Below are 20,014 nucleotides of genomic sequence, written 5' to 3' on the forward strand. Positions count from 1 at the left end.
TCATGCAGATGGCTGATAGCTGCGCGAAAGGTTCCCTCCGGCGTAAAGGTGCCGACGTGAAACTCATAGAAGACGCGGCCGCCCCTGCCACGTCTCGTGCGTCCATCGATATTGGTTTGGATCAATCAGGATGGATGGACCAAGCACGTCGATCTGCCACCAGGAGGCAGGATCTGGTACTGTCAAACCATCTGAGAGCACGAAGATATAATCCTGCCCGAAAGGCTGCGTGTCGATTTCAGCCTGGTGCCAGCCATCGTCCATGCGGTTCATGGAAATGTCGCGACCTCCAATCCTGAGCGCGACAGCCTTCTCGGCCGGCGCCCAAAGGCGGAATCTGGTGCCGCCGCCGGCCATGAAGGTCGGTCCACAGGTATATGCTCGCAGCTCGTCCTTCATCTCAACAGCCCCTGGCCTCCGTCGATCCAAAGGGGCGAGCCAGTGATATGCCGCGCCTTGTCGGATACCAGGAAGAGGATCGCCGCGGCGACATCCTCGCTTCTTCCCGGTTTGCCGCCCGTGATCGGAACCTGGCCTTCCGGCCACTCGACAGGGATTGCTGTTTCCTCTTCGCCGCGCAGGGAGGTGTTATCGTCAATATTGGTTTCGATCTCTCCGGGGCAGACCGCGTTGATACGTATTCCGTGGCGCGCCAGTTCCAGGGCGAGCTGCTGAACCATTGCCACCTGCCCAGCCTTGGTCGCCGTGTATGCGGTCGCGCCGGGCGTGGTGAACGTCCGCGTTCCATTGATCGAGGACACGACTACTATCGCACCGCCACCCACCGTCTTGAGGTGGGGAACCGTCGTGTGAATCGTGAGATATGTTCCCCTGAGATTGACAGCGAATGTACGGTCCCACTCGTCCGGCTTGAGGTCGTCGATCGGAGCCCATACGCCGTTGATCCCCGCATTGGCGATCACAACATCTAGCCTTCCGAATCCCGCGATGAGATGCTCGACTGCCTTGCGCATTTCGCTTTCGACGGAAATATCCGCCTTCAGCGCGGTCGCAATGAACCCGAGCGCCTTCAGTTCGCCGGCAAGAGGAATGACATCCTCGAGGTTGTTGCCGAGCAGCCCGACCGCATATCCGTCTGCGGCAAGCGCTGTTGCCGTCGCTTTGCCGATACCAGATCCGGCTCCGGTCACAAGCGCGACCTTGCGGCCCTCATCGAGTTTCATTTCGAGCCTCCAGGGGTTTGCGATCGCTGGCCGATGGTTCGGCCAACGCTGTTAAACCGATGTGAATAATAGCTAGTCGCTACTTCGGGGGGGCATCGACGCTTTGCCGAGTTTGACGCTCGGCTCCCGTGCCCAGACACGGAGTTTTCCCAGATCTTCAACGAAGGTTGCGAGGCTCTCGCCGGGAAGCTCAATCGTCCCCTGATCCAGCTTATCCGCGATGCCAGCCACTTGTAGGAGCGGCCTAGCGTCGCCAACATAACCTATAAACTTGCAATGCTGGAATGCGTCGGCGACGAAATCCCGCGCCGCCGCCTCGTTGACGAGGTCGTCGACTGCGGGAGCAGCGATGAGCAAAGCAACGGCGTCGAAGAGCACCGATGGGCCGCCGTCGATCATGTGGTTGGCAGGAACCCAACTCCCATTGGAGGCGGTTACACCGCCGACCTTGGGCGCAATGAGTTCGAACTGCGCCTTTGCGGCAACAATGGCATCCTGAAGACCCTTGAGCAGATTGGCATCTACTCCATCCGAAATCAGGATGCCGAGCTTTCGGCCTTCAAAGCGTTTCGGTCCGCGTTCGACGATGCTGAGCGCGGGTGACGGGTCTAGGTCCTGCCGCGTGGGCATGGCAGCATCGGCAGCCTTCGGCATCGATTGAAAGCCGAGTTTCTGCGCCACAGCGTTGGCCAGGGTCTCATCGATGTTCATAAGATGCGACACCACGCGCTCGCGGATGACAGGTGTTTCCACCTTGCTCAGCTCGAATGTCAGAGCCATCTGGATATGACGCTGTTCCGGTGGGGTCTGACTGATGTAGAACTGCCGCGCCTGACTGTAATGGTCGGCGAAGCTTTCTGGCCGCAGTCGTACTTTCTGTCCCTGCTCCTCGGCAGGAAAATGCGTGAAGCCGCTGATCGGAGACTCTCTTGGTCCTTCGCCCCAAGAGTTCGGCTGATAGTTCACGCGCCCGACCGGATTGCGCATTGTCATGTGGCCGTCCTGCTGGAAATGATGCATCGGACACTTCGGCGCATTGATCGGGATATGGGTGAAGTTCGGGCCACCAAGCCGCTTGAGCTGCGTGTCGAGGTAGCTGAAGTTGCGACCTTGGAGCAGCGGATCGTTGGAAAAATCGATGCCGGGCGGCACGTTCTGGGTCATGAACGCCACCTGCTCCGTCTCGGCGAAGAAGTTGTCCGGCATGCGGTCGAGGACAAGGCGGCCGACTGGCTTGGCAGGCAGGATTTCTTCCGGAATGATTTTGGTGGGATCAAGAATGTCGAAATCGAAGTTGTCGGCAAAGTCCTGATCGAAGAGCTGCAGACAGAGTTCCCATTCCGGGAAATTGCCAGACTTGATGGCGTTCCAAAGGTCGCGGCGGTGGAAGTCCGGATCGGCACCGTTGATCTTGACGGCTTCGTTCCAAGCGACAGACTGGAGGCCCAGCTTCGGCTTCCAATGGAATTTGACGAAAGTCGACTCGCCTTTTGCGTTCACGAGCCTGAATGTGTGAACCCCAAAGCCTTCCATAAAGCGGAACGAGCGAGGGATCGCGCGATCGGACATCACCCACATGATCATGTGCATGCTTTCGGGTGTCAGGCTGATGAAGTCCCAGAAATTGTCATGCGCGCTCTGGGCCTGCGGAAATGCGCGGTCCGGTTCCTGCTGGACCGCATGCACCATGTCAGGAAACTTGATTGGGTCCTGGATGAAGAAGACCGGTATGTTATTGCCGACAAGATCCCAGTTTCCCTCCTGCGTGTATAGCTTCACCGCGAAGCCGCGAACGTCACGTGCCAGATCGAACGAGCCCTTGTTTCCGGCAACTGTCGAGAAGCGGACGAAGGCCGGCGTCTTCTCACCGGGCCGCTGGAACAAGTCGGCGCGCGTGTAGGCGGCAAGCGACTCATAGGTTTCGAAAAAACCGTGCGCGCCGTAACCACGGGCATGCACAACGCGCTCGGGAATGCGCTCATGATCGAAGTGGAAAATCTTCTCACGGAAATGAAAATCGTCCACGAGAAGAGGGCCGCGCGCTCCGAGCCTGAGAGAGTTCTGATCGTCCGCGACCGGGCCTCCCTGGGCGGTCGTCAAGATAGGATATCCATCTTCGGCGACCTGATGAAGTTCCCCTCCATCTCCCCTCGACAGCGTCTGGTCGTGGATCACCGCCTCACCGCTGGCGGACTTTTTCGGTGATAAGTTTGGCGAAATTTTCTTGGCCATTGGAACGCTCCCAGGTTGCGCATAATTCGCTGGAGTCGAAAACACCGAAATGCGTGACAAGTTCCTGAGCGATACCGCACACTCGAACGTCCGGTTTTGCGACGGTGCGCGGCGAGCCGTCGACGACGGACAATCTCGGGAAACGATGAGGTCTGAGCGCCGGAGTTTTTTTCGAGTCTTGATTGGAATCGAGCTTCCAACCCTGCGAGGCGGACCTCTCGCAGATGGGTTGGTGTCCGTGTCAAAGGATCTATGGCGACGGTCGGCTCGCCGACCGAGTTTCCAGAGGGCACAGGCAGAGGCCGGCGATTGCAACATACGATCGACTTGCCCTGGAAACGGGGCAGCCTCCATCGCTGATGGAAAGCACGCTGCTGAAGAACTCTCCGTTTCTGGCTGACTTCGGAGTGGTCAGTCGCTGTTAGTCTGGTTGCGAAAGTCGAAGCCTGGGTGAGGCGAAGTCTTCTTGTCCGACGTGTACAAGGTGGCATCATCGTAGCCCGTGACTTTAGTGGGGATCGCATTCGCCACGCCGTCGCTGTTGGCAGCGGCTTGCGACTTAGCGAAATGTCCGCGTGCGTCAGCCTCGATTTCTTTTTTCGACATTACGTTTGTTCACTGACGAGTTCGGCTGGGCGAGCGACTGTGGCCCCGTCGTCACGACGGTGGTTTCCACTGGTCGCCCCGCAGGGCGGATGAGCTCCTCCAGAGCTTTCTGCCAATGGGACTCATGTTCGCCATCGGGCCGCCCGTCACGTTCCCAGATTTGATAGGCGCGCAGCCTTACCGCTTCTTCGCTATCGTCCATCGGAGCCTCCGTTCGGCGAAAATAACCGGGAAACCTCATGTATGTTCCTATTGAAACGGTGCAAGACAACGACCGTACGGTATCGCACTAAAAGTCGGTTTACAGCAAAGGCCAGTTTTGCCACTCTGGTTTCCGCTAGGCTTCTCCCCTGATTTTGCACTGCCCTTATTCCTCAAAAGGGGACCATTCCCCGCGAGCCGGGATTCATCGTTGACCGATGGCGGACGTGCTGTGGCGGCGAACGATCAATCGACTCCGAACCCGTGTCGTGTCATGATCGCAAAGGCTTCGTAGGGTGCAGATCGACAAAGAACCACTTTCGACTTCTCTCCCTGTTCCGGTTGAGCATCGGCTTCGACCGCTCGCCCTCGCTTTTGCCATCTTGTGCATTCCATTGCTCGGCGCCATGCGGTTGGCATTGGATTATATCCGGGCGTTGAATTTACACCGCGAAATTCGCGGAAACCTTAATGTCGCTCTCGTCGATAGCGTACCGAAAGCGTCCGTTCGCTCCCGTGTATGAACCATGGATGGGCCGGCTATACCCCAAGCGCCCTGATGCGCCCGCGCGCCCTCGCGGCGGCTTGCTGGTTCGGCCACCCACGCTTGACTCGAGAAGGACACCGGATCGTACGAAACAACCGGACAGGGAACTTAAACCATCCTCCGAAATTACGACGGCACACCGATCGGAGATAAGGGAATGAAGCGCTCTCAGGTCTTAACAACCACTGTGGCCCTGGTAACCTTGCCTGCCCGGGTTGCGCCCAATGTGTTCTCGCAATTGCGCGTGAAGAACGGCAGAAGCCAGACTATAAGAAATCCGGGAACAGTCAGTCGTCCGTTGGCGATGGGCAAGTCGTCACAACAGGATAGGACAGCGCTATGACTAACGAAAAGGATCTTGGCCATCCAAAAACCACCGAAGGCTCCGGGAAGTTTCACCAACCCGTGTTGAGGGGCGACAATGCCCTCCACATCGATCCAGAGACGAAGCTACCGATGGTCAAAACCGTCCAGCCGCCAAACGGTGGATCGCCGGGCACAAATGCCCAAACGCCGGACCTGAAAGACTGAGCGCACTATTACCCACCGCGCCCTCGATGATCCGGAAAGATCGAACTCAAGTCGGCCTTCGATGACCGCGTCTCTGAATTGCTGGACGAGCCAACAATGCAGGCTATAGCACTGACGAGGCGATCGAACCTTCGCGGGACGGGGTTGAAAATCAGGCCGTTATAGCGGGCAAAGACCCTGATCCGGCAAATGCCCAAGCAACTAAATGACCTACTAGCCGGCATCATCATGGCAGAAGAAAATCTCGATGGCGGCGGACGTGGCTGGATGAGATCGATTTGAATGGTGAACCGTTCGAGGACTATCGCGCGTTCGATCGCGATATCTATGGCGGTAGAAGCCGCGAGTTCGCATGCCTCGTACAGCCGTGCTGATTCGTGCCCTGACAACGCCGTGACCAGTCACGAATTCCATTTCAGATTATAGCCGCGCGATCAGTGAATCTCGATCCTTCTGATTGGTTTCAGGGATACGGATGGCGTCTGACACCAAATAGCGTGTCTGAGCGTGGGACCATCCGCGCTTTTTACTTCATCGGCATATTACAACATCTTGGGAGGAGTGGAGCCCAGCCGCCGAAGCAGCCGGGCAAGTCTGAGGTTTGGACGGCGCATGAACGCGCTACGATATTGACAGTTCCTTCAGGTCCTAAATGTCTCGCGAGCCATCCGCTCGCATGCTTCGAAGAGACGATCGGGATCGGTCTCACCCGCTTGATAGGTATGTAAACAGTAGCTGGCAAACTGCTGCTGTCTCACAATGTCTCGGCTGAACCAAGGTTCGCCCGCAAGCCGCTTGAACACGCCATGAACAATATCGAACTGCTCTGGCTGCAACGGTGTATTCATCTTCCCGCCCCCGCTTGAGATGACGTACATTATCTACTTACTTCAGAAATCGGCAATCAGAATGGCAGCGTTCGATCCTGAGAGTATATCGTTCCAATAGCGGTGAATCAGGCCCAGCACAAAACCGAGCCATGGCGTTTTACGGTCCCGTCCCTGAAACACGGCAGACCGAAATCTGCAAAACCGCCTGCCAAGATGTCGCACCGAGAGGCTCCAGAACAGCAACTGACCTGTGAGACCGACGCGTGTCAGCGCACCGAATGCCGGCTCTTGTACGGTTCCGGACTGAGACGAAACCTACTCACGTGTCCTCTGTTATTGGCGCGGGGAATCATCCCCTTTCCATGAGGAGTAAGAAAATGGCAAATCAAGGTGGAAACCAAGCTGGTAACCAAGGTGGTAACAATCAAGGTGGCAGCCAGGGCGGCGATACGTCCAAGCGCGGCTTTGCTTCGATGGATGATGACAAGCAGAAAGAGATCGCCAGCAAGGGTGGTCAGGCTTCCGGTGGAAACTTCAAGAATGATCCTGAACGCGCTTCGGAGGCTGGTAAAGAGGGTGGCGAGAATTCCAACGGCGGCAATCGCTGACCGTCAGCAATCGTGACCACGGATGTACTCGCACGATTGCGCGCAGGGCCGAGACCCCGTGACAACTAACATGGCAAAGCGACCGAGCTGGTCCGCTACCGTACAGGAACCTTCGTGCGATGAGGAGGTTATCGATCCCGCCACAACAGGAGAACATCGATGAACCGCAGACATATGCTCAAGACTACCGTCGCGCTGGCCGCCCTCCCCGCCATGCTCGCCTCCGTCGCCCGTGCGCAGGGCACCGCTATGACGCCCGAAAAGAAGCATGCCGAGGACACCAAGAAGGCCGGATCGCTGTCGCTTGCGACCAGCCGTGTCGCCCAAGAGAAGGCCACCGACCCGATGGTGAAGGCTTTCGCGGGATGGGAAGTCGCTGAACAGGAGACAATCGCCGACATCCTGAAATCGATGGAGTCTGAGGGCAAAGCTGAAGGCGCGTTGAAGCCTCCGTCCGATTCCGAAGTGGAGGCCATGCTGGATGCAGAGGGCAAGGCAACGCTCGACAAACTCAAGGCAGCTTCAGGCGCCGAGTTCGACCACGCCTATGTTGCCGCGCAGCTTGATGGGCATAGGAAGCTTCTCGCGATCCAGGAAGAATACCTGAAGGTCGGGCAGAACCGCGAGCGCCTGAGCGTGACCAAGCTGGCTCGTGGCCAAATCAAGGAACATATCGATCACCTGCAGATGATGACGGATGCGAAGTGAGCCCACGGCAAGAGCCGGACGGCCGTCATAGCTGCGCCATGCTCATGCATATCCGATCTCGCGCTCAGCGCCGGGTCGGACCCACGGCACCTTCTCTATCATAGGCGCGACAGGAAACCGTCGGTGGGCAACAATTCCAACTGAACGGAGAACCTGTCCCCGAGCAGTTTGAGCGACGCGTCATGGGTTTCGTCGGCGCTGCCGCAGACCGCGTCCGTTAGAACAATCGCGCGGTAACCGAGGTCGATCGCTCCCAGGACCGCGGCGAGGACGCAAACATCGGTTTCGCCGCCGGTAAAGACGATAGTTTCAATGCTCTCCGCTTGCAGCCGCCTGTCCAACTCTCCATTGACCCATGGAGAGTATGTCATCTTGTCGAATACGCGGCCTGGCGGTACGAAACGCGCCAACTCCGGCATCAGGCCGATCATCTCGGGGGAAAGGCGCTCTCGGGTCATTTCCTGCCATTTCCGATAGTAGGCGCGCCAAGCGCCGACTGCCTGTTCCGGGTTTTCAGGCGGGACGAACCGCGTGAAGATCGTTCGTTCTGGGTGACGGCCGGCCACCTCTATGACTTCGGGCGAAACCTTCTCCATCCATGCAACCCGCCACGGCGTGTCCTCGGCGAACATGCGTTGCATGTCTACGCACAGATGAATCCAATTGCCCGGGTGTCGCATGGTTATTTCCTCGGCATGTCGCGGCGACGGTTAGCTCGCGGATCCCTGACGGTTTGATTAGTTGGGGTATCAATCGCGTTTATTGGTCTGCGTGCGGACATCAAAGCCCGGATTCGGCGACTGCTTCTTCTCCGACTTGTACAACGTAGCATCGTCATAGCCAGTCACGTCAGGGGTATCGCATTCGCCACGCCGTCGCTTTTCGGGTCGGCCCGTGACTTGGCGTACTGCCCGCGTGCGTTAGCCTCGATTTCCTTCTTCGACATTTCGTTCTCCTCGGTACCTGAGCTTTCGACGTGAGGTCAAACGGCTCGTTCGACCCTTCATCGCCACTAAAAAGCGACAACGCCACCTCGGTTCCGGTCGACCTGTAACTTGAACCGAATTGTGCGCTATGGAACACTCCGGAGCCTTCAGGAACTCTCGCGCCATTTCGAAGTTGTGGCGAAATGGGTAGCAACAACGGAAACATCGAACATCTCCGTCAGGAGGAACTGCGCGAACTGGTCGATCTCGAGGTCGCCGACATCCTCGCGACGGCGACAAAAAGGCTTGTCAGCGCAAGAACTCTCGCGGCCTTGGCCTCGTCCGTCGCCATGGCGGCGAGCAAGCAAGGCTCCGGCCCCGAGGGGACATCCGATGAACTCCCGGCCGGAGCGGTCGAGGTTGATTCGGGTGTCGGCTGATCGAAGAAGGAGCGCCGAACTATGAAGATCGATACGGGGTCTAAAAACACGAGGATGAGAATTCTGGCACTCGCCGCCGTAGCCGCATGCGTAGCCCTGGTTTGCTACATGGTGCTTGGCTTGCCCGGATTGGAAACGCCAGCCGGCTATATGGCAGAGCGCTGAAAGGACGAAAGATGCCGCGGCCAACCGACCAAGAACTGCTGTTTCAGCCCAATCTTTCGATCAACGGATCGATCACGCCTGACACCGTTGGATTCGTGCTGGGTCGTCTGGAAGACATCCGCAGCAACCAGGCGCCCCTGATCGCCGAAATCAATACCGACGGCGGCGATGCCGATGCCGCGCGCCGGATCGCGCTTGAGGTGCGGCTGTTCCAAAGGCATTCGGGCCAGGAAGCCTACTGCGTCGGAAAGTCGAACGTTTATTCGGCGGGCGTAACAATACTCGCGGCGTTCACCCGCACGAACCGCTTCCTGACCGACGACGCCATTCTCCTGATTCACGAGCGCAGGCTGGACACCACACTCCAGCTCGACGGCCCGATCCGGTCATGCATGCAGATCGTTCGCGAAGAGCTCGCGCTGCTCGAGACCGCTCAGAAACTCGAACTCGCGGGTTTTGAGGAACTTGTCGAAGGCAGCGACCTGACCGTCGAACGGCTCTACAAGATGGCCACCACCAACTGCTACATGGTCGCCAAAGACGCGTTCAAACATGGGTTGATTGGGGGAGTCCTGGCCTGACGGCCAGAACGAAACACACTCACCTGCGTTTAGCCGTCCTCGGGAGGCTCCCGGTCCGCGCTCAGTGTGCTCACCTAAGTATTCGGTCTCGGCACAGGCCCATCGCACAAGCGTCCTACTCCTCGGCAGCAGCGAATACATTGCAGACGCTAGCAGGAACCGGTCATTCGACTATGAGTTGAACTTGCCTTGGGATGGAGAAGAGAATGTCGCGCATTTCAGATGATGCTGCCCCGTGTCACGGCCACCTGGACCAGGTCTGGTCATGCGGAATCGAATTGGAGCTCAAGCGGTGGGAAGTCATCGCCTCGACCGGCCAAGCCCTGCGGGCGCTGACTGAGCTCTGGCCTCCTAAACGTAAGACAGGTGTCCAGGAAGCCATTGAAATATGTAAGGCCAATCTGGCCGGTACCAGGACGACGCATGAATGCAAACGGGCCCTGTTGTGGGCTGCGTTGCAATCAAACGTAGAGGTTAATCGGCTGTGGGTGCGCGAGACACTCCCTGCTCGCAAACGCGCTTTGACCCGTCAGGAACAACTTCAAGATCACACATGAGCAGAGAACCCAGCCGAAAAGATCCAATTGACAGCCATCGACACGTTTGAGCCCTTCAGCGTGGGCATAGTCCTCGATCACCGCACGCATGCTGATGTGCAGTGGTAGGCTCTCCAAAATGAAGGACAGCAGCGGCGGAGCGACCCACATACTCCTCATGGCGGCTACGACTTCCAAGGGTGGACTACCTCTCAATCGCGGCCCTGATCGAACTCTGCGTCCACTATTGTCCATTAGAACCATACACCGAGGTCCGGTCGGCTGATCATTTGCCAAAAAATTGCAAGCACAGCTGCGAATGCCGGAAATCCGAAGGCGAACCAGCGCCAGAACAGATGGTGGTATTCAGGGGGCAAGGGGTCGTTGGCTTCCACCGACGCCTCGGCCAGCCGGCGCATTTTCATTTGCATGCGGACGACCGGCAGCCAGAACACGCCGGTAAAAACAGAATTGATCGTGAAAGTTTTCGAACGTTGCTGCCTGAACAACTGCGGTTAGTCAGGAATGTTTTCGTCGAAATTGCCCACAAGGAATGGTTCGACTCTCAGCGGAAAAATGAGCTAGCTCACTACGTGATTTCCATGTACCCAGCGGGGCGTGACCGATCCGATGAAGCTCAAAAGCCTCGGTACTGCTTACGCGACAGATAGATTTTCACGCGCGCTGAATGAAAGAAGGCAGTTTCAGACCGAGCTTGAAAGCGCACTGTGAGACACTCCAAACTTTTGATGCGTTCTGCCCGTTAGCCCTAACCTTCGGTGCAATTGCGTACCTCTCCGCGCCCTCACACATGGACAAAAACATTATCGCCTTCGACTGACACTGCAAATGTCCGCGCCCGGATTTTCTTGTCGACCAGGAACTCCCCGGTGCGAATGTCAAACTCCCATCCGTGCCACGCGCAGCGAACGATTTCACCGGCTCGTTCATAGACGAACTCCCGATCGTCGGTTTGACGTGTTGTGCCACAAACCGGTCCTTCGCACACGGCCGCGCCCTTGTGGGGACAGACATTGAGCATGGCATAGTATCCGTCCGGAAGCTTGAACACACCCACGGTAAGGCTCTTGACCCTGGCGATCTTTGCCGCACCGAGTGGCACCTCGAACGTTTTACAGGCAAAATGCTTCTCACGCATGCCGTCTCCTTATTCTGCCGCCATGGCGGCTGGACGAGGGATACGTGTGTAGACATCGAGCGCATTGAGACCCAGCACCTTCTCGCGCCATGCCGGAGGAATGTGGAGCTTGGTCACGTCATCGTAATCCCAATGCGGATAATCTGAAGCGAAGAGCAAGGTGTTTTCACCATCCATCGCCTCCAGCGTTGCCCAGAGATGCTGCATGTTGGCCGGCTGCTCGAGCGGCTGTGTCGACATGCGGATGTTGGAGCGGAAATATTCAGATGGCAGGCGCTTGAGCCAGGGCGTCTCCTTGCGCAGCGCGCGATAATTGGAATCCATGCGCCAGAGCACCGAAGGCACCCAGGCGACGCCGCACTCGATAATTACCACTTTGAGATCAGGCCACTTTTCGAAAACACCCTGAGCGATCAACGAAGCCAGGTGGGTCATCGCCGACTGAGGCAGAATCGCGTGCGTTTCCCAGAAGAAGGTTGATGGGCCGGCAGCGATCGCATTGGAATTTACACCGCCCTGCCCGCCCAAATGCATGGCAAATGGCAAGCCCATGTCGGCGCAGGCTTCAAAGATCGGATGATAGAAAGGATCGCCATAGGGGCGCTGAGCACCATGGCTCACGAGAACCTGGGCGATACGCGGGTGAGCGCCAAGGCGACGGATTTCCTCTGCGGCGAGCTTTGGATCCTGCGGTGCCACCACCAGCGATCCGAAGAAGCGTTCGTCCTTCGGCAGCCAGTAGTCGATCATGTAATCGTTATAAGCCTTGCAGAGTGCGTTGGCATAATAGGGATTGGCGAGGGTGGAGGCTTCGATCGGCTCGTCCCCAGTGAGGATTGCAACGTCAATCGCGTATTTATCGAGGTGCTTCTCTCTCATGATCCGATAGTTGTCGTCTTCCTCGATCGGATTGACGTCATGCCGGGAGAAGCCCTCTGGATGAAACCATGCGCGATGACCATGCGGAAATGCGCCCCGCGGCCCGGTCTTCTCACCGCGGATGAACATGTCCTTGAATACCCCTTCCATGTAGGGCTCAAGGACGGTGGCGCTGCACCAGTAGTTATGACAATCAGTGTCGACAATGAACATTTCGATTTCCCCATGCAATTGCGGACCTTTGACGAACCCCGCGTGACTCCAGTCTATTGACCCACGTCCCATCGGCAAATATCGTCCCAATTCGATTATCGATCGGAATTTGCGATTGAACCGATGAACATTCCCCTGCTGCTCACCTTCCTCGATGTCATGGAGACTGGCAATTTCAAGCGCACGGCCGAGCGCATGAACATCATGCAGTCGACGGTGAGCGCCCGGATCCGGCAACTCGAGGAGACCGTCGGCGCGCGGCTGTTCGAACGCGGCCGTGGCGGCGCGGAGCCGACGCCGGCCGGACGGCGCTTTGAAGGCCATAGCCGGGCATTCCTTACGCTTTGGGGTCATGCGAAACGGGATCTGGCAAGTGGTGCGGCGACCCGAAGACGGCGTCTCCACGTCTCTTGCCAGTACAGCCTGGTCCGGGCCTATCTGCTGGATTGGATCGACAGGATCAGGAGCAATGACCCCGATCTCGACCTGCATGTCGAAATCAACTTTTCCTCGCAAATCCAACGCGACATTCTTTCAGGCGAAACAGATATAGGCATCATGTTTGCACCGCAAATGACGCCCGATGTACAGATTGAGGATGTCGGAGCGGCGGAATTCGTCATGGTCTCGACCGATCACGATACGCTCGCCGAGGTGGATATCAGCCGCTACGTCAAAGTCGCCTACACGAGCGCGTTTGAGCGGGCGCTCGATGAGGCGCTTCCAGACTTTGCCTTTCCAGGCATGGTGATCGGCAGCGATGATCTGGCTATAGAGCTGCTGGCGCGCCATGGCGGCACGCTCTATCTCCCCCGCTTTGCCATCGCCGGTGCGCAAGCCAAGATTCTCGGCCTCGCGATGGTGCAGGACGCTCCGGCCTTGCTGCAGCCAGTTTTTTCGGCAGTGCATATCCGTCGACGACGGGATCCACTGGTCGTCTGGGCGCTGAAGCTGCTCAAGGATGTGAGCACGGAGAGATGAAAGCGGCAGGCCGAGACACTGGTCTGCTTAACGGTCCGCGAGAGCGCTGGGCAGTTGGAAATTCTAAAAACAGTCGAAAATGCCAGTCTGGTTTGAGAAGGATTGACCGAGGTTCCTTGATACCGACGGGTGTTCCGATACCGCCAGTGCCCGGGGGGGGAGCGCGCAGAAGGCAAGCTTCACTCCGTGCGTAACAAGTTAAGATCGTTACGGGAAATAACCCGCCATCGAGTACTGATCAGTCGGACGGATCGGATTTCCCTCCGTTGATAGGGCCGCCGCCGGGGATAGTGGTGGTCACTGTCGATACCGGATCGCTGGCCGGAAACGTCTCTTCCAATCCTTCGTCGAGTTGATCCCGATCCGTGGCCTCCGGTCTTTGAGCACGTTCGCGTTCCAGCGAGGCTACCGCGGGAGAGACGTTCGTATTCGACACTGCCGGATCAGCGGATTCGCATGGGTAATCAGGAAGATCGGCCGCGGCCACATGAAGCAACATCACTTTGGCGCGGTCCTCAGCATTGGACTTCGTCAGGTTGTCGTCTTCGGTATGCTTGATGTGAACCGAGACGACATCGCCACCTTCTCCGACGAATTCCACGGTCATGTCGCCTGAGGGCTCTTTGTGTACCTGTTTGCCGACAACTTCCATCTTAGTTTCTCCTTGCGCGTCACTGGAGCGCCTCCGCATGGACGAGTAAACGCACGGGGCTGAATTTCGTTCTGGTGTTAAATACGCTCTCGATCAGATTCTTTTAGAGGGCGTCCTTGGCAATTCTCGCTACAGTTGGCGGCGGCAGTCGTGTAAAGTTGTCCAAGCTCGGATCACAGCCTACCTGGACGGTTTCAAACTCTGACAGTTCGGAAACGACCTCATGCAGGACCAGGCCGGGCGATTGATTTGTTGGCCAGTCGTTCCGCTAATACACGCGCGACTTATCAATCAAATAGCTTCCTCGCCGTAATGCTTCCTGAGAGCCGCACCTATAGCGCGGCCCTGCGCCGCTTCCTCGGCCCCCTCATTTACGCGACAGTCGCGCATTGAAATCTCAAACTAGATTGTGCGTTCCCGTACAGTTTGGGCGGGCAAGGGAACGGGGTGGGGCTGGTCTTGTTGCAGTACGCTCAACAAGGATACCGTCAATGCTCTACAACGAAAACCTCATAATGTTTTGCCTTTGCGTTGGGACCATGACGGTCTTCGGTGTGCTGATCTCAGTCGCCCTTGGCCTCTCGCTCGAAGGTCAGGAATCCATCGCATCAGATTTCGCGTCGGTCTCCGAAATCTAACGCGGGGCCGTCTTCCGACCGTGCTCGATGCGTTTGCGACAGCGATCGGCATCGTCACAAAAGAATAGTGATAGTCTTTGGACGACCAGTCGCCATCAACTAAGGTGCTTGGACAATCGCAATGCGAGCGCGGTCAGCGTGCGCACCGGGTTGGCTGCAAGGCGAACAGGTTGACCCATGGGACCCGGAAGACAACTGTCGCGACTTTCGCGGCCAGGCCGATCATTACGCGACCGCTCTCGAGCTTATATCAAATTGCGTCCAGCTGCCCACCGCTGATCAGAAAGTTCGCTGCACCAACAAGGTGCTTTCCGAAGTGGAGTACTGACCCAGTCAACGCAGCCCGAATGTTCAGCCGAATTGCGCTACGAACTGCGGCGATCATTCAGGTGGCCTCAGCCGATGTTGGTGCCCCGTCTGAAGAGCGTGGTCATTAGCCCAACAACTGGATGGCGGCCGACCGTCGCTGTGGATTGCTCGTCAACACCAAGGGCATACACCCCTCTAGACATGCGGAAATGAACGCTTCACGCGCCGCCTCCGACGTCACGTATCGCTTCTGGGCTGCTCGGCAAAGATCCAATGCGCGACGATGATGATTCCCGAACCGAGTTGGCCACTCATTCTCGAGAAAGTCGATGGTATCTTCGAGGGAATGAAAGGTATGCAAAAGGCCGTTCTGCAGGCGCACGGTGACCGGCTTACTCCACAACGTATCAATCGCAAGCATCTTATCCTCCTTCCATTTCTTAGTAGTCCAACAACGAAGACGGTCAAGGAAGGTTACACCGCGTGCCAGCTTGGTCAGCTAGCGTACAGTGAGCGAGAAAATCTTTCAGGTAACAACATGGACACATTCCCAGCCACCCAGACTTCCAGGGGATACCGGCTTGTCCCTTTGTCGCATTCATGGCTGAAAGACGTTCGACGCTGTCGAGGGTCTTCCGGGGAAAGTAAAAGGGCCAGAAGGTACAGACATCGCGGCCCGGCTTTATCCATCCTGCTTATCGGTCCATCGACCTTAACAAAGCCCGACCGGCGCCTCCCAACGCCGATCGGGATTGAGCAGAGCAGCATGGCAGTGCGCTCAGGCTGGCCACAGGTGCCGTGAGGCACTTCTTGTGGCCTAACCTGGATAGAGCTCGGAATACGACCGACTGATAGGCCCGCTCATTCGTGCGTGACGGTCGCCTCGGTAAACGCCACTCTAAGAAGAACTTCGCCCGCCTCGTCACAAATTTCGATCGATCGCCCGGAAATATCCCAACCGTCAAGCATCGCGGCACTCATCAGAGCACGGGCGTCCTGCAACGCCTCGTCCCTTGCCGCGTCGAGGTCCATCAGTTCCGTGCCTTCATAGTCTTCAATGATTGTTCCGGCCTGGGCGGCTGCGGCGATCGGCACCCCCCTGCCCTGGCCGGCGCCGGAAAGCCTGCTCCTGAAATTCGTCGCCCATCATCTCTGGGACCCCATTCGCCGCCAGACCGACCCGCGGGGCTGGCCGAGCATCTCAAGACCCGTGGCTGGCTCAGGACCGACGGGCCGCACGCGCCGGCGACCGTCCGGCGCCGGCTGACCAGCTGGTCGATCCTCACCCGCTGGAGAGGGCTGACCGGTAATTTTGGTGCCCCCTCGCTGAAGAGCGCACTCCGGTTCGCGGTTCGCGCCACCGGCCGGCCACGGCAACGCAAGAGAAGAAGGCGGTGACCGGCGATGTGCTGGCCAAACTACTCGCGACCTGTGCCACTGACCGCCCTGTCGATATCAGGGATCGCGCCCTGCTGCTGCTCGCCTTTGCCTCTGGCGGAAGGCGACGCTCCGAAGTGGCCGGTCTGCGCGTCGAGGTTCTCGTCGATGAAGATCCAGTGCCCACCGATCCGAAGGTGTTGGATTCTCCCATGTTGGCCTGCCTGAGCATCCATCTCGGCCGCACCAAGACCACGGATATCGAGGACGACGCCACCGTGCTGCTGATCGGCCGGCCGGTGGTCGCACTGAAGGCGTGGCTGGCAACGGCCGGGATCGAAGCCGGACCGGTCTTCCGAAAGGTCGATCAATGGGGCAATCTCAGTCGCCGGGCGCTGACACCGCAGTCCGTCAATCTCGTGTTGAAAACCCGGGCCGTCCTGGCAGGGCTCGATGCCACCGCCTATTCCGCCCATGGCCTGCGCGCCGGCTATCTGACCGAGGCCCCCAATCGCGGCATTCCGCTGCCCGAGGCGATGCAACAGTCGCAGCACAAATCGCTCACCCAAGCAGCAAGCTATTACAACAACAGCGAACGCAAGCTCGGCCGGGCGGCGCGGCTGGTCGTCTGATGGCCGATATTCCTCCCAGTCCGTTGACGACGGCAGATTGCGCACTGTGTGTGATCCTTTCCAAATTCTCCGGCTGCATGGAACTCATTGGAGCCTCGTGACTTTTCCTGCCAACTGAGGATCATAGGTGAGAGCGAGTCCCGCTCTCCGGGGATGTAGAGGCTGGCGCCTCCGTCCACACTGCGAACCGACGGCCCAATGGCCCATGCCTGGCATGGGCCTCGGGAACGGTCGTCTCCGTAGCCATCTCCACGCATGATCCTGTTCATCCTGAGGACGGGTCCGCTCGCCCTCCGGACGGCAGCGCGACGGAGGCGTCGTCGGCCCAACCGCGAATGGACCCAGGGCCATTCGCTTACCCAACCATGCGTAAAGGAGAAATCCCATGGCAAAACTTCCCAAACATCTCGCGCTGATGGCGCTACTGGCTGGCACCGCACTGGCGACGGCGCCAGCTCTTGTCCACGCTCAGTCCGGCTCTGACACGATGGATCAGTCCCAGCAAATGGATCAATCGAACGACGGCGGCAAGTCTGAGGAAATGCTGCTCAAGAACCAGGATGACGCCAGTTCGGGCGAGCAGACGATGCCGGACGAAGAACAGCAGGACCAGGCGGTAACCGATGACGCGCAGGACCCCGCCACGCAGAACCAGGATCATGCTACCGACGAGGAACTCCTCAAGAAGAAGAACCAGTCAGAGGATCAGGCCCAGTCGCCGAGCCAGGAAGAACAGTCGGAAGATCAGGCATCCGACGAGAACCTGAGGAAACCGAAGAACCAGACCGAAGACCAGGCACAGTCGCCGTCGGAGGAAACCGAAAAGACAAAGACTGCCGATCGCGACCGCCGCAAGGACAAGAACGCCAACGAAGACACCGCGACCGACACCAATGCTAAGAAGACTGACGAAACAGCGTCCGACAGCAAGGCGAAAGCCGACAAGAACAGCGACCAGGCCGCGTCCGAAAAGCCCTCGGACGAAACCACTGGCAGCATAAACATCTCGAGCGAGCAGAAAACGGTGATCAAGAATACGATCGTCGAAACGCACGTGGAGCCTGTCAAGGTCAACTTCAAGGTATCGATTGGCGTCAACGTACCCAAGACCATCGAACTGCATCCATTGCCGCCCAAGGTCGTCGAGATCGTGCCGGCTTACCGCGAGTACGTCTACTTCATCATCGCGGACGGCAGCATCGTTATCGTCGATCCGGGAAGCTACGAAGTGGTCTACGTCATCTCGGTCTGACCGCAGTTCTCGCCTCCAACCTGCGGGAACCTTCCTTCGCTGGAGGCATTAGCCGTCCATCAACCGGAAAGGAGATATCCAATGAGGAAGATACTGTCACTGGCCCTTGCGGCAACATTCGCCAGCGCTTCGTTAGCCTACGCCGACAGCGTGACGATCCGGCAAACCGATCCCGAGCCCACCAGCAGCATCGTGGTCAAGGAAAAGCAGGATCCCGATCTCATCATCAAACAGAAGAAGAAGAAGGTGGTAATCAAGGAACACGACGATCCGGATGTTACGATCAAAGGATCGATCAACGTCGATTAAAGTCACCGCCCGCTCGCAGAACGAATCTGCGAGCGGGCATTTTATTTGGATGAGATCGGCAATTCATACAGCCGCCTGATCAAAGCGCCGCCCTTGGTGCCTAGCAGCCGGCTGAAATACCTTTTGGGAACAACTGGTGCTGTCGTGAGTTTTGTTCGCCAAGGAGACTTGGATGTCGTCTCGGACGGTATGTTGCCCGCTTGATCCTCTGCGCTGTTATAGTGCTTGCCTCGACATACGTCCAAGCGACGGCGCACGTCGATGAATTTCGGGCCGTTCCAACGGTCGAAATTGCCAAATCTAAGCTCCCGCCTTGTCATCACGCAATGAATGACGGCCAATCGGACAAAAATGACCGCCATAACAGTGGATGCTGCTCCAACTTTGCATGCGCTGTCGGCTTGGTCGTGGACTATGTTCCTTCAATCCAGCGACGCGGCATTATCATCCACGACATCGACTACGGCCATACCTCGCGTTCGACTTCGCGTCGGCCTCTCAATCCTCCACCCAAAACAATCTGACCCTCGGACAACATCGACCATCAGGTGCGCCGTCGAAACCGGCCCCCTCAACGATTCGAGGTACAGAATGAAAAAGCTGTCATTTTTGCTTGCCCTGGTGGCGAGCGTATTGGCCATGGCATCCCTGCAGGCTGTGGGTTCTAACCCCTCAACCGTCATCTGCCCCGCCCGTGACCTCCGTACTTGCAGAGCGCTGGTGCAAAAAATGGAACGGTCCGCCTCGATGAACACTTGGCGGAACCGCGTACTCAGTTGGAAATGAGCTCCTCCGACATCTGTCCAATACTTCGAGGAAAGCGCCTCCTTGTTGTCGGAACCGAGAATCTGCTCCCCTCACCGAATACCAGGCGTTGGAGCGGCTCGGCGCGAAGATCGTCGGTCCGGTCAGTTTCATGGACGACGTATTGATCTTGGTCGACGGTTGTAGCTTTGACGGAGCCATCCTTGAGTACAGCATGCACGCCGATCTCCGCTGTGCAGTCCATTCGCTCATGGAGCGCAAAAACATCGCCATCGTCGAAGCTTGCCGCTCTGCGGTTTGCAGCGGGAAGGCGGGCTGCGGCCGGCTATTAGAGACTGAGGGCGACCTTGCAATTCTCGCACGCACATTGTTCGCCGAACCGCCAAGGGGTCCCAAACGCGGTCGACTTCTTTTCGCGCCGGCGTGGCGACGCCATCAGCCAGCCGTTCGAGCGCGGGTGGATCTTTCCGCCGGTTGGAGCGGCATAGACCAAATGCGCGGTATCAACCCAACTGAGCCGAACCAGAGGAGCGAGTCATGAGACATCGAGTAAGGATCTTGATGGCCGCCGCGCTGTCGTTGCCTTCATTTAGCGCAATCGCCTCTGATTTCACAAAGGGTGAGGTAATCGCCGTTGATCAGGCGCAGCGAACCGTCACACTCGAGCATGAGGATACCCAACCGGAAATGCAGTTTTGAGACTGGATCAAAAACGCGCATGCAAGCGTTTATGAGCAGTTTCAATGAGGTACT

Annotated in this window: 21 protein-coding genes and 2 pseudogenes; 11 read left to right on the forward strand and 12 right to left on the reverse strand. The window is 57.8% G+C overall.

Translation table 11 applies throughout. The features are described 5' to 3' along the window. Positions 1–63: 63 nt before the first annotated feature. The 4 genes from IHQ71_RS30295 to IHQ71_RS30310 form a co-directional block, all read right to left on the reverse strand. Positions 64–399, reverse strand: coding sequence for a hypothetical protein (locus IHQ71_RS30295; protein WP_258163430.1), 336 nt, complete (start codon positions 397–399; stop codon positions 64–66). Continuing rightward, a complete protein-coding gene (locus IHQ71_RS30300) occupies positions 396–1,184 on the reverse strand; it encodes an SDR family NAD(P)-dependent oxidoreductase (RefSeq protein WP_258163431.1) in 789 nt (262 codons plus the stop codon). Before IHQ71_RS30300 ends, IHQ71_RS30295 begins: the two co-directional genes overlap by 4 nt. A 72-nt stretch (positions 1,185–1,256) precedes the next feature. After that, positions 1,257–3,416: a catalase C gene (catE, locus tag IHQ71_RS30305; protein WP_258163432.1), complete on the reverse strand. Its 2,160-nt coding sequence runs from the start codon at positions 3,414–3,416 to the stop codon at positions 1,257–1,259. 580 nt (positions 3,417–3,996) lie between these two features. Then, positions 3,997–4,224 (reverse strand): DUF2934 domain-containing protein, encoded by a 228-nt coding sequence (locus IHQ71_RS30310; protein ID WP_258163433.1) that lies wholly within the window; start codon positions 4,222–4,224, stop codon positions 3,997–3,999. An 885-nt stretch (positions 4,225–5,109) separates the two neighbouring features. On the opposite strand from IHQ71_RS30310, the gene IHQ71_RS30315 reads away from it, so the two are divergent. After that, on the forward strand, positions 5,110–5,301 hold the full coding sequence (locus IHQ71_RS30315; protein ID WP_258163434.1) for a hypothetical protein: 192 nt from the start codon (positions 5,110–5,112) through the stop codon (positions 5,299–5,301). Between the two features lie 641 nt (positions 5,302–5,942). On the opposite strand, the gene IHQ71_RS30320 is transcribed toward IHQ71_RS30315, so the two are convergent. Further along, positions 5,943–6,149, reverse strand: a complete 207-nt coding sequence (locus IHQ71_RS30320) for a hypothetical protein (RefSeq protein WP_258163435.1) — start codon at positions 6,147–6,149, stop codon at positions 5,943–5,945. Between the two features lie 359 nt (positions 6,150–6,508). On the opposite strand from IHQ71_RS30320, the gene IHQ71_RS30325 reads away from it, so the two are divergent. Together IHQ71_RS30325 and IHQ71_RS30330 are read left to right on the forward strand one after the other, a co-directional pair. Next, the gene (locus tag IHQ71_RS30325) at positions 6,509–6,739 is read left to right on the forward strand and encodes a general stress protein (protein ID WP_258163436.1); all 231 of its coding nucleotides are present in this window, start codon (positions 6,509–6,511) and stop codon (positions 6,737–6,739) included. Positions 6,740–6,898: 159 nt separating this feature from the next. Next, complete coding sequence (locus tag IHQ71_RS30330) at positions 6,899–7,447, forward strand: DUF4142 domain-containing protein (RefSeq protein WP_258163437.1); 549 nt, start codon at positions 6,899–6,901, stop codon at positions 7,445–7,447. Between the two features lie 98 nt (positions 7,448–7,545). On the opposite strand, the gene IHQ71_RS30335 is transcribed toward IHQ71_RS30330, so the two are convergent. Then, complete coding sequence (locus IHQ71_RS30335) at positions 7,546–8,127, reverse strand: cysteine hydrolase family protein (protein ID WP_258163438.1); 582 nt, start codon at positions 8,125–8,127, stop codon at positions 7,546–7,548. A gap of 449 nt (positions 8,128–8,576) precedes the next feature. On the opposite strand from IHQ71_RS30335, the gene IHQ71_RS30340 reads away from it, so the two are divergent. From IHQ71_RS30340 to IHQ71_RS30350, 3 genes are all read left to right on the forward strand, one after another. Continuing rightward, positions 8,577–8,813, forward strand: a complete 237-nt coding sequence (locus IHQ71_RS30340) for a hypothetical protein (RefSeq protein ID WP_258163439.1) — start codon at positions 8,577–8,579, stop codon at positions 8,811–8,813. Between the two features lie 176 nt (positions 8,814–8,989). Further along, positions 8,990–9,559, forward strand: coding sequence for an ATP-dependent Clp protease proteolytic subunit (locus IHQ71_RS30345; RefSeq protein WP_258163440.1), 570 nt, complete (start codon positions 8,990–8,992; stop codon positions 9,557–9,559). Positions 9,560–9,765: 206 nt separating this feature from the next. After that, entirely contained in the window at positions 9,766–10,116 is a 351-nt protein-coding gene (locus IHQ71_RS30350) for a DUF982 domain-containing protein (RefSeq protein ID WP_258163441.1), read from the forward strand. A gap of 233 nt (positions 10,117–10,349) precedes the next feature. On the opposite strand, the pseudogene IHQ71_RS30355 reads toward IHQ71_RS30350, so the two are convergent. From IHQ71_RS30355 to IHQ71_RS30365, 3 genes and pseudogenes are all read right to left on the reverse strand, one after another. Continuing rightward, a pseudogene (locus IHQ71_RS30355) lies at positions 10,350–10,562 on the reverse strand (DUF2269 family protein); the annotation flags it as partial. A 338-nt stretch (positions 10,563–10,900) separates the two neighbouring features. After that, complete coding sequence (locus IHQ71_RS30360) at positions 10,901–11,254, reverse strand: Rieske (2Fe-2S) protein (protein ID WP_258163442.1); 354 nt, start codon at positions 11,252–11,254, stop codon at positions 10,901–10,903. Positions 11,255–11,263: 9 nt separating this feature from the next. After that, complete coding sequence (locus tag IHQ71_RS30365) at positions 11,264–12,346, reverse strand: amidohydrolase family protein (protein ID WP_308737991.1); 1,083 nt, start codon at positions 12,344–12,346, stop codon at positions 11,264–11,266. 195 nt (positions 12,347–12,541) lie between these two features. On the opposite strand from IHQ71_RS30365, the gene IHQ71_RS30370 reads away from it, so the two are divergent. Beyond that, positions 12,542–13,327, forward strand: coding sequence for a LysR family transcriptional regulator (locus tag IHQ71_RS30370; RefSeq protein WP_374990085.1), 786 nt, complete (start codon positions 12,542–12,544; stop codon positions 13,325–13,327). A 238-nt stretch (positions 13,328–13,565) separates the two neighbouring features. Here IHQ71_RS30370 and IHQ71_RS30375 read toward each other — a convergent pair whose 3' ends face one another. The 3 genes from IHQ71_RS30375 to IHQ71_RS30385 form a co-directional block, all read right to left on the reverse strand. Beyond that, positions 13,566–13,979, reverse strand: a complete 414-nt coding sequence (locus tag IHQ71_RS30375; protein ID WP_258163444.1) for a hypothetical protein — start codon at positions 13,977–13,979, stop codon at positions 13,566–13,568. Positions 13,980–15,050: 1,071 nt separating this feature from the next. After that, positions 15,051–15,347, reverse strand: a complete 297-nt coding sequence (locus IHQ71_RS30380) for a DUF982 domain-containing protein (protein ID WP_258163445.1) — start codon at positions 15,345–15,347, stop codon at positions 15,051–15,053. A gap of 440 nt (positions 15,348–15,787) precedes the next feature. Beyond that, positions 15,788–16,021 carry a DUF6894 family protein gene (locus IHQ71_RS30385; RefSeq protein WP_258163446.1) on the reverse strand — a complete coding sequence of 78 codons (234 nt, stop codon included), beginning with the start codon at positions 16,019–16,021 and terminating at the stop codon, positions 15,788–15,790. Here IHQ71_RS30385 and IHQ71_RS30390 point away from each other — a divergent pair. From IHQ71_RS30390 to IHQ71_RS30405, 4 genes and pseudogenes are all read left to right on the forward strand, one after another. Next, a pseudogene (locus IHQ71_RS30390) lies at positions 15,996–16,935 on the forward strand (site-specific integrase); the annotation flags it as partial. The gene IHQ71_RS30385 and the pseudogene IHQ71_RS30390 sit on opposite strands and share 26 nt — an antisense overlap. 385 nt (positions 16,936–17,320) lie before the next feature. Then, entirely contained in the window at positions 17,321–18,187 is an 867-nt protein-coding gene (locus IHQ71_RS30395) for a DUF1236 domain-containing protein (RefSeq protein WP_258163447.1), read from the forward strand. Between the two features lie 81 nt (positions 18,188–18,268). Next, positions 18,269–18,496 (forward strand): hypothetical protein, encoded by a 228-nt coding sequence (locus IHQ71_RS30400; RefSeq protein ID WP_258163448.1) that lies wholly within the window; start codon positions 18,269–18,271, stop codon positions 18,494–18,496. Between the two features lie 1,326 nt (positions 18,497–19,822). Then, positions 19,823–19,960 carry a hypothetical protein gene (locus IHQ71_RS30405; protein WP_258163449.1) on the forward strand — a complete coding sequence of 46 codons (138 nt, stop codon included), beginning with the start codon at positions 19,823–19,825 and terminating at the stop codon, positions 19,958–19,960. The last annotated feature ends 54 nt before the right edge of the window (positions 19,961–20,014 follow it).

Source organism: Rhizobium sp. TH2, assembly GCF_024707525.1.
In the GTDB taxonomy this organism is placed as follows: domain Bacteria; phylum Pseudomonadota; class Alphaproteobacteria; order Rhizobiales; family Rhizobiaceae; genus Rhizobium_E.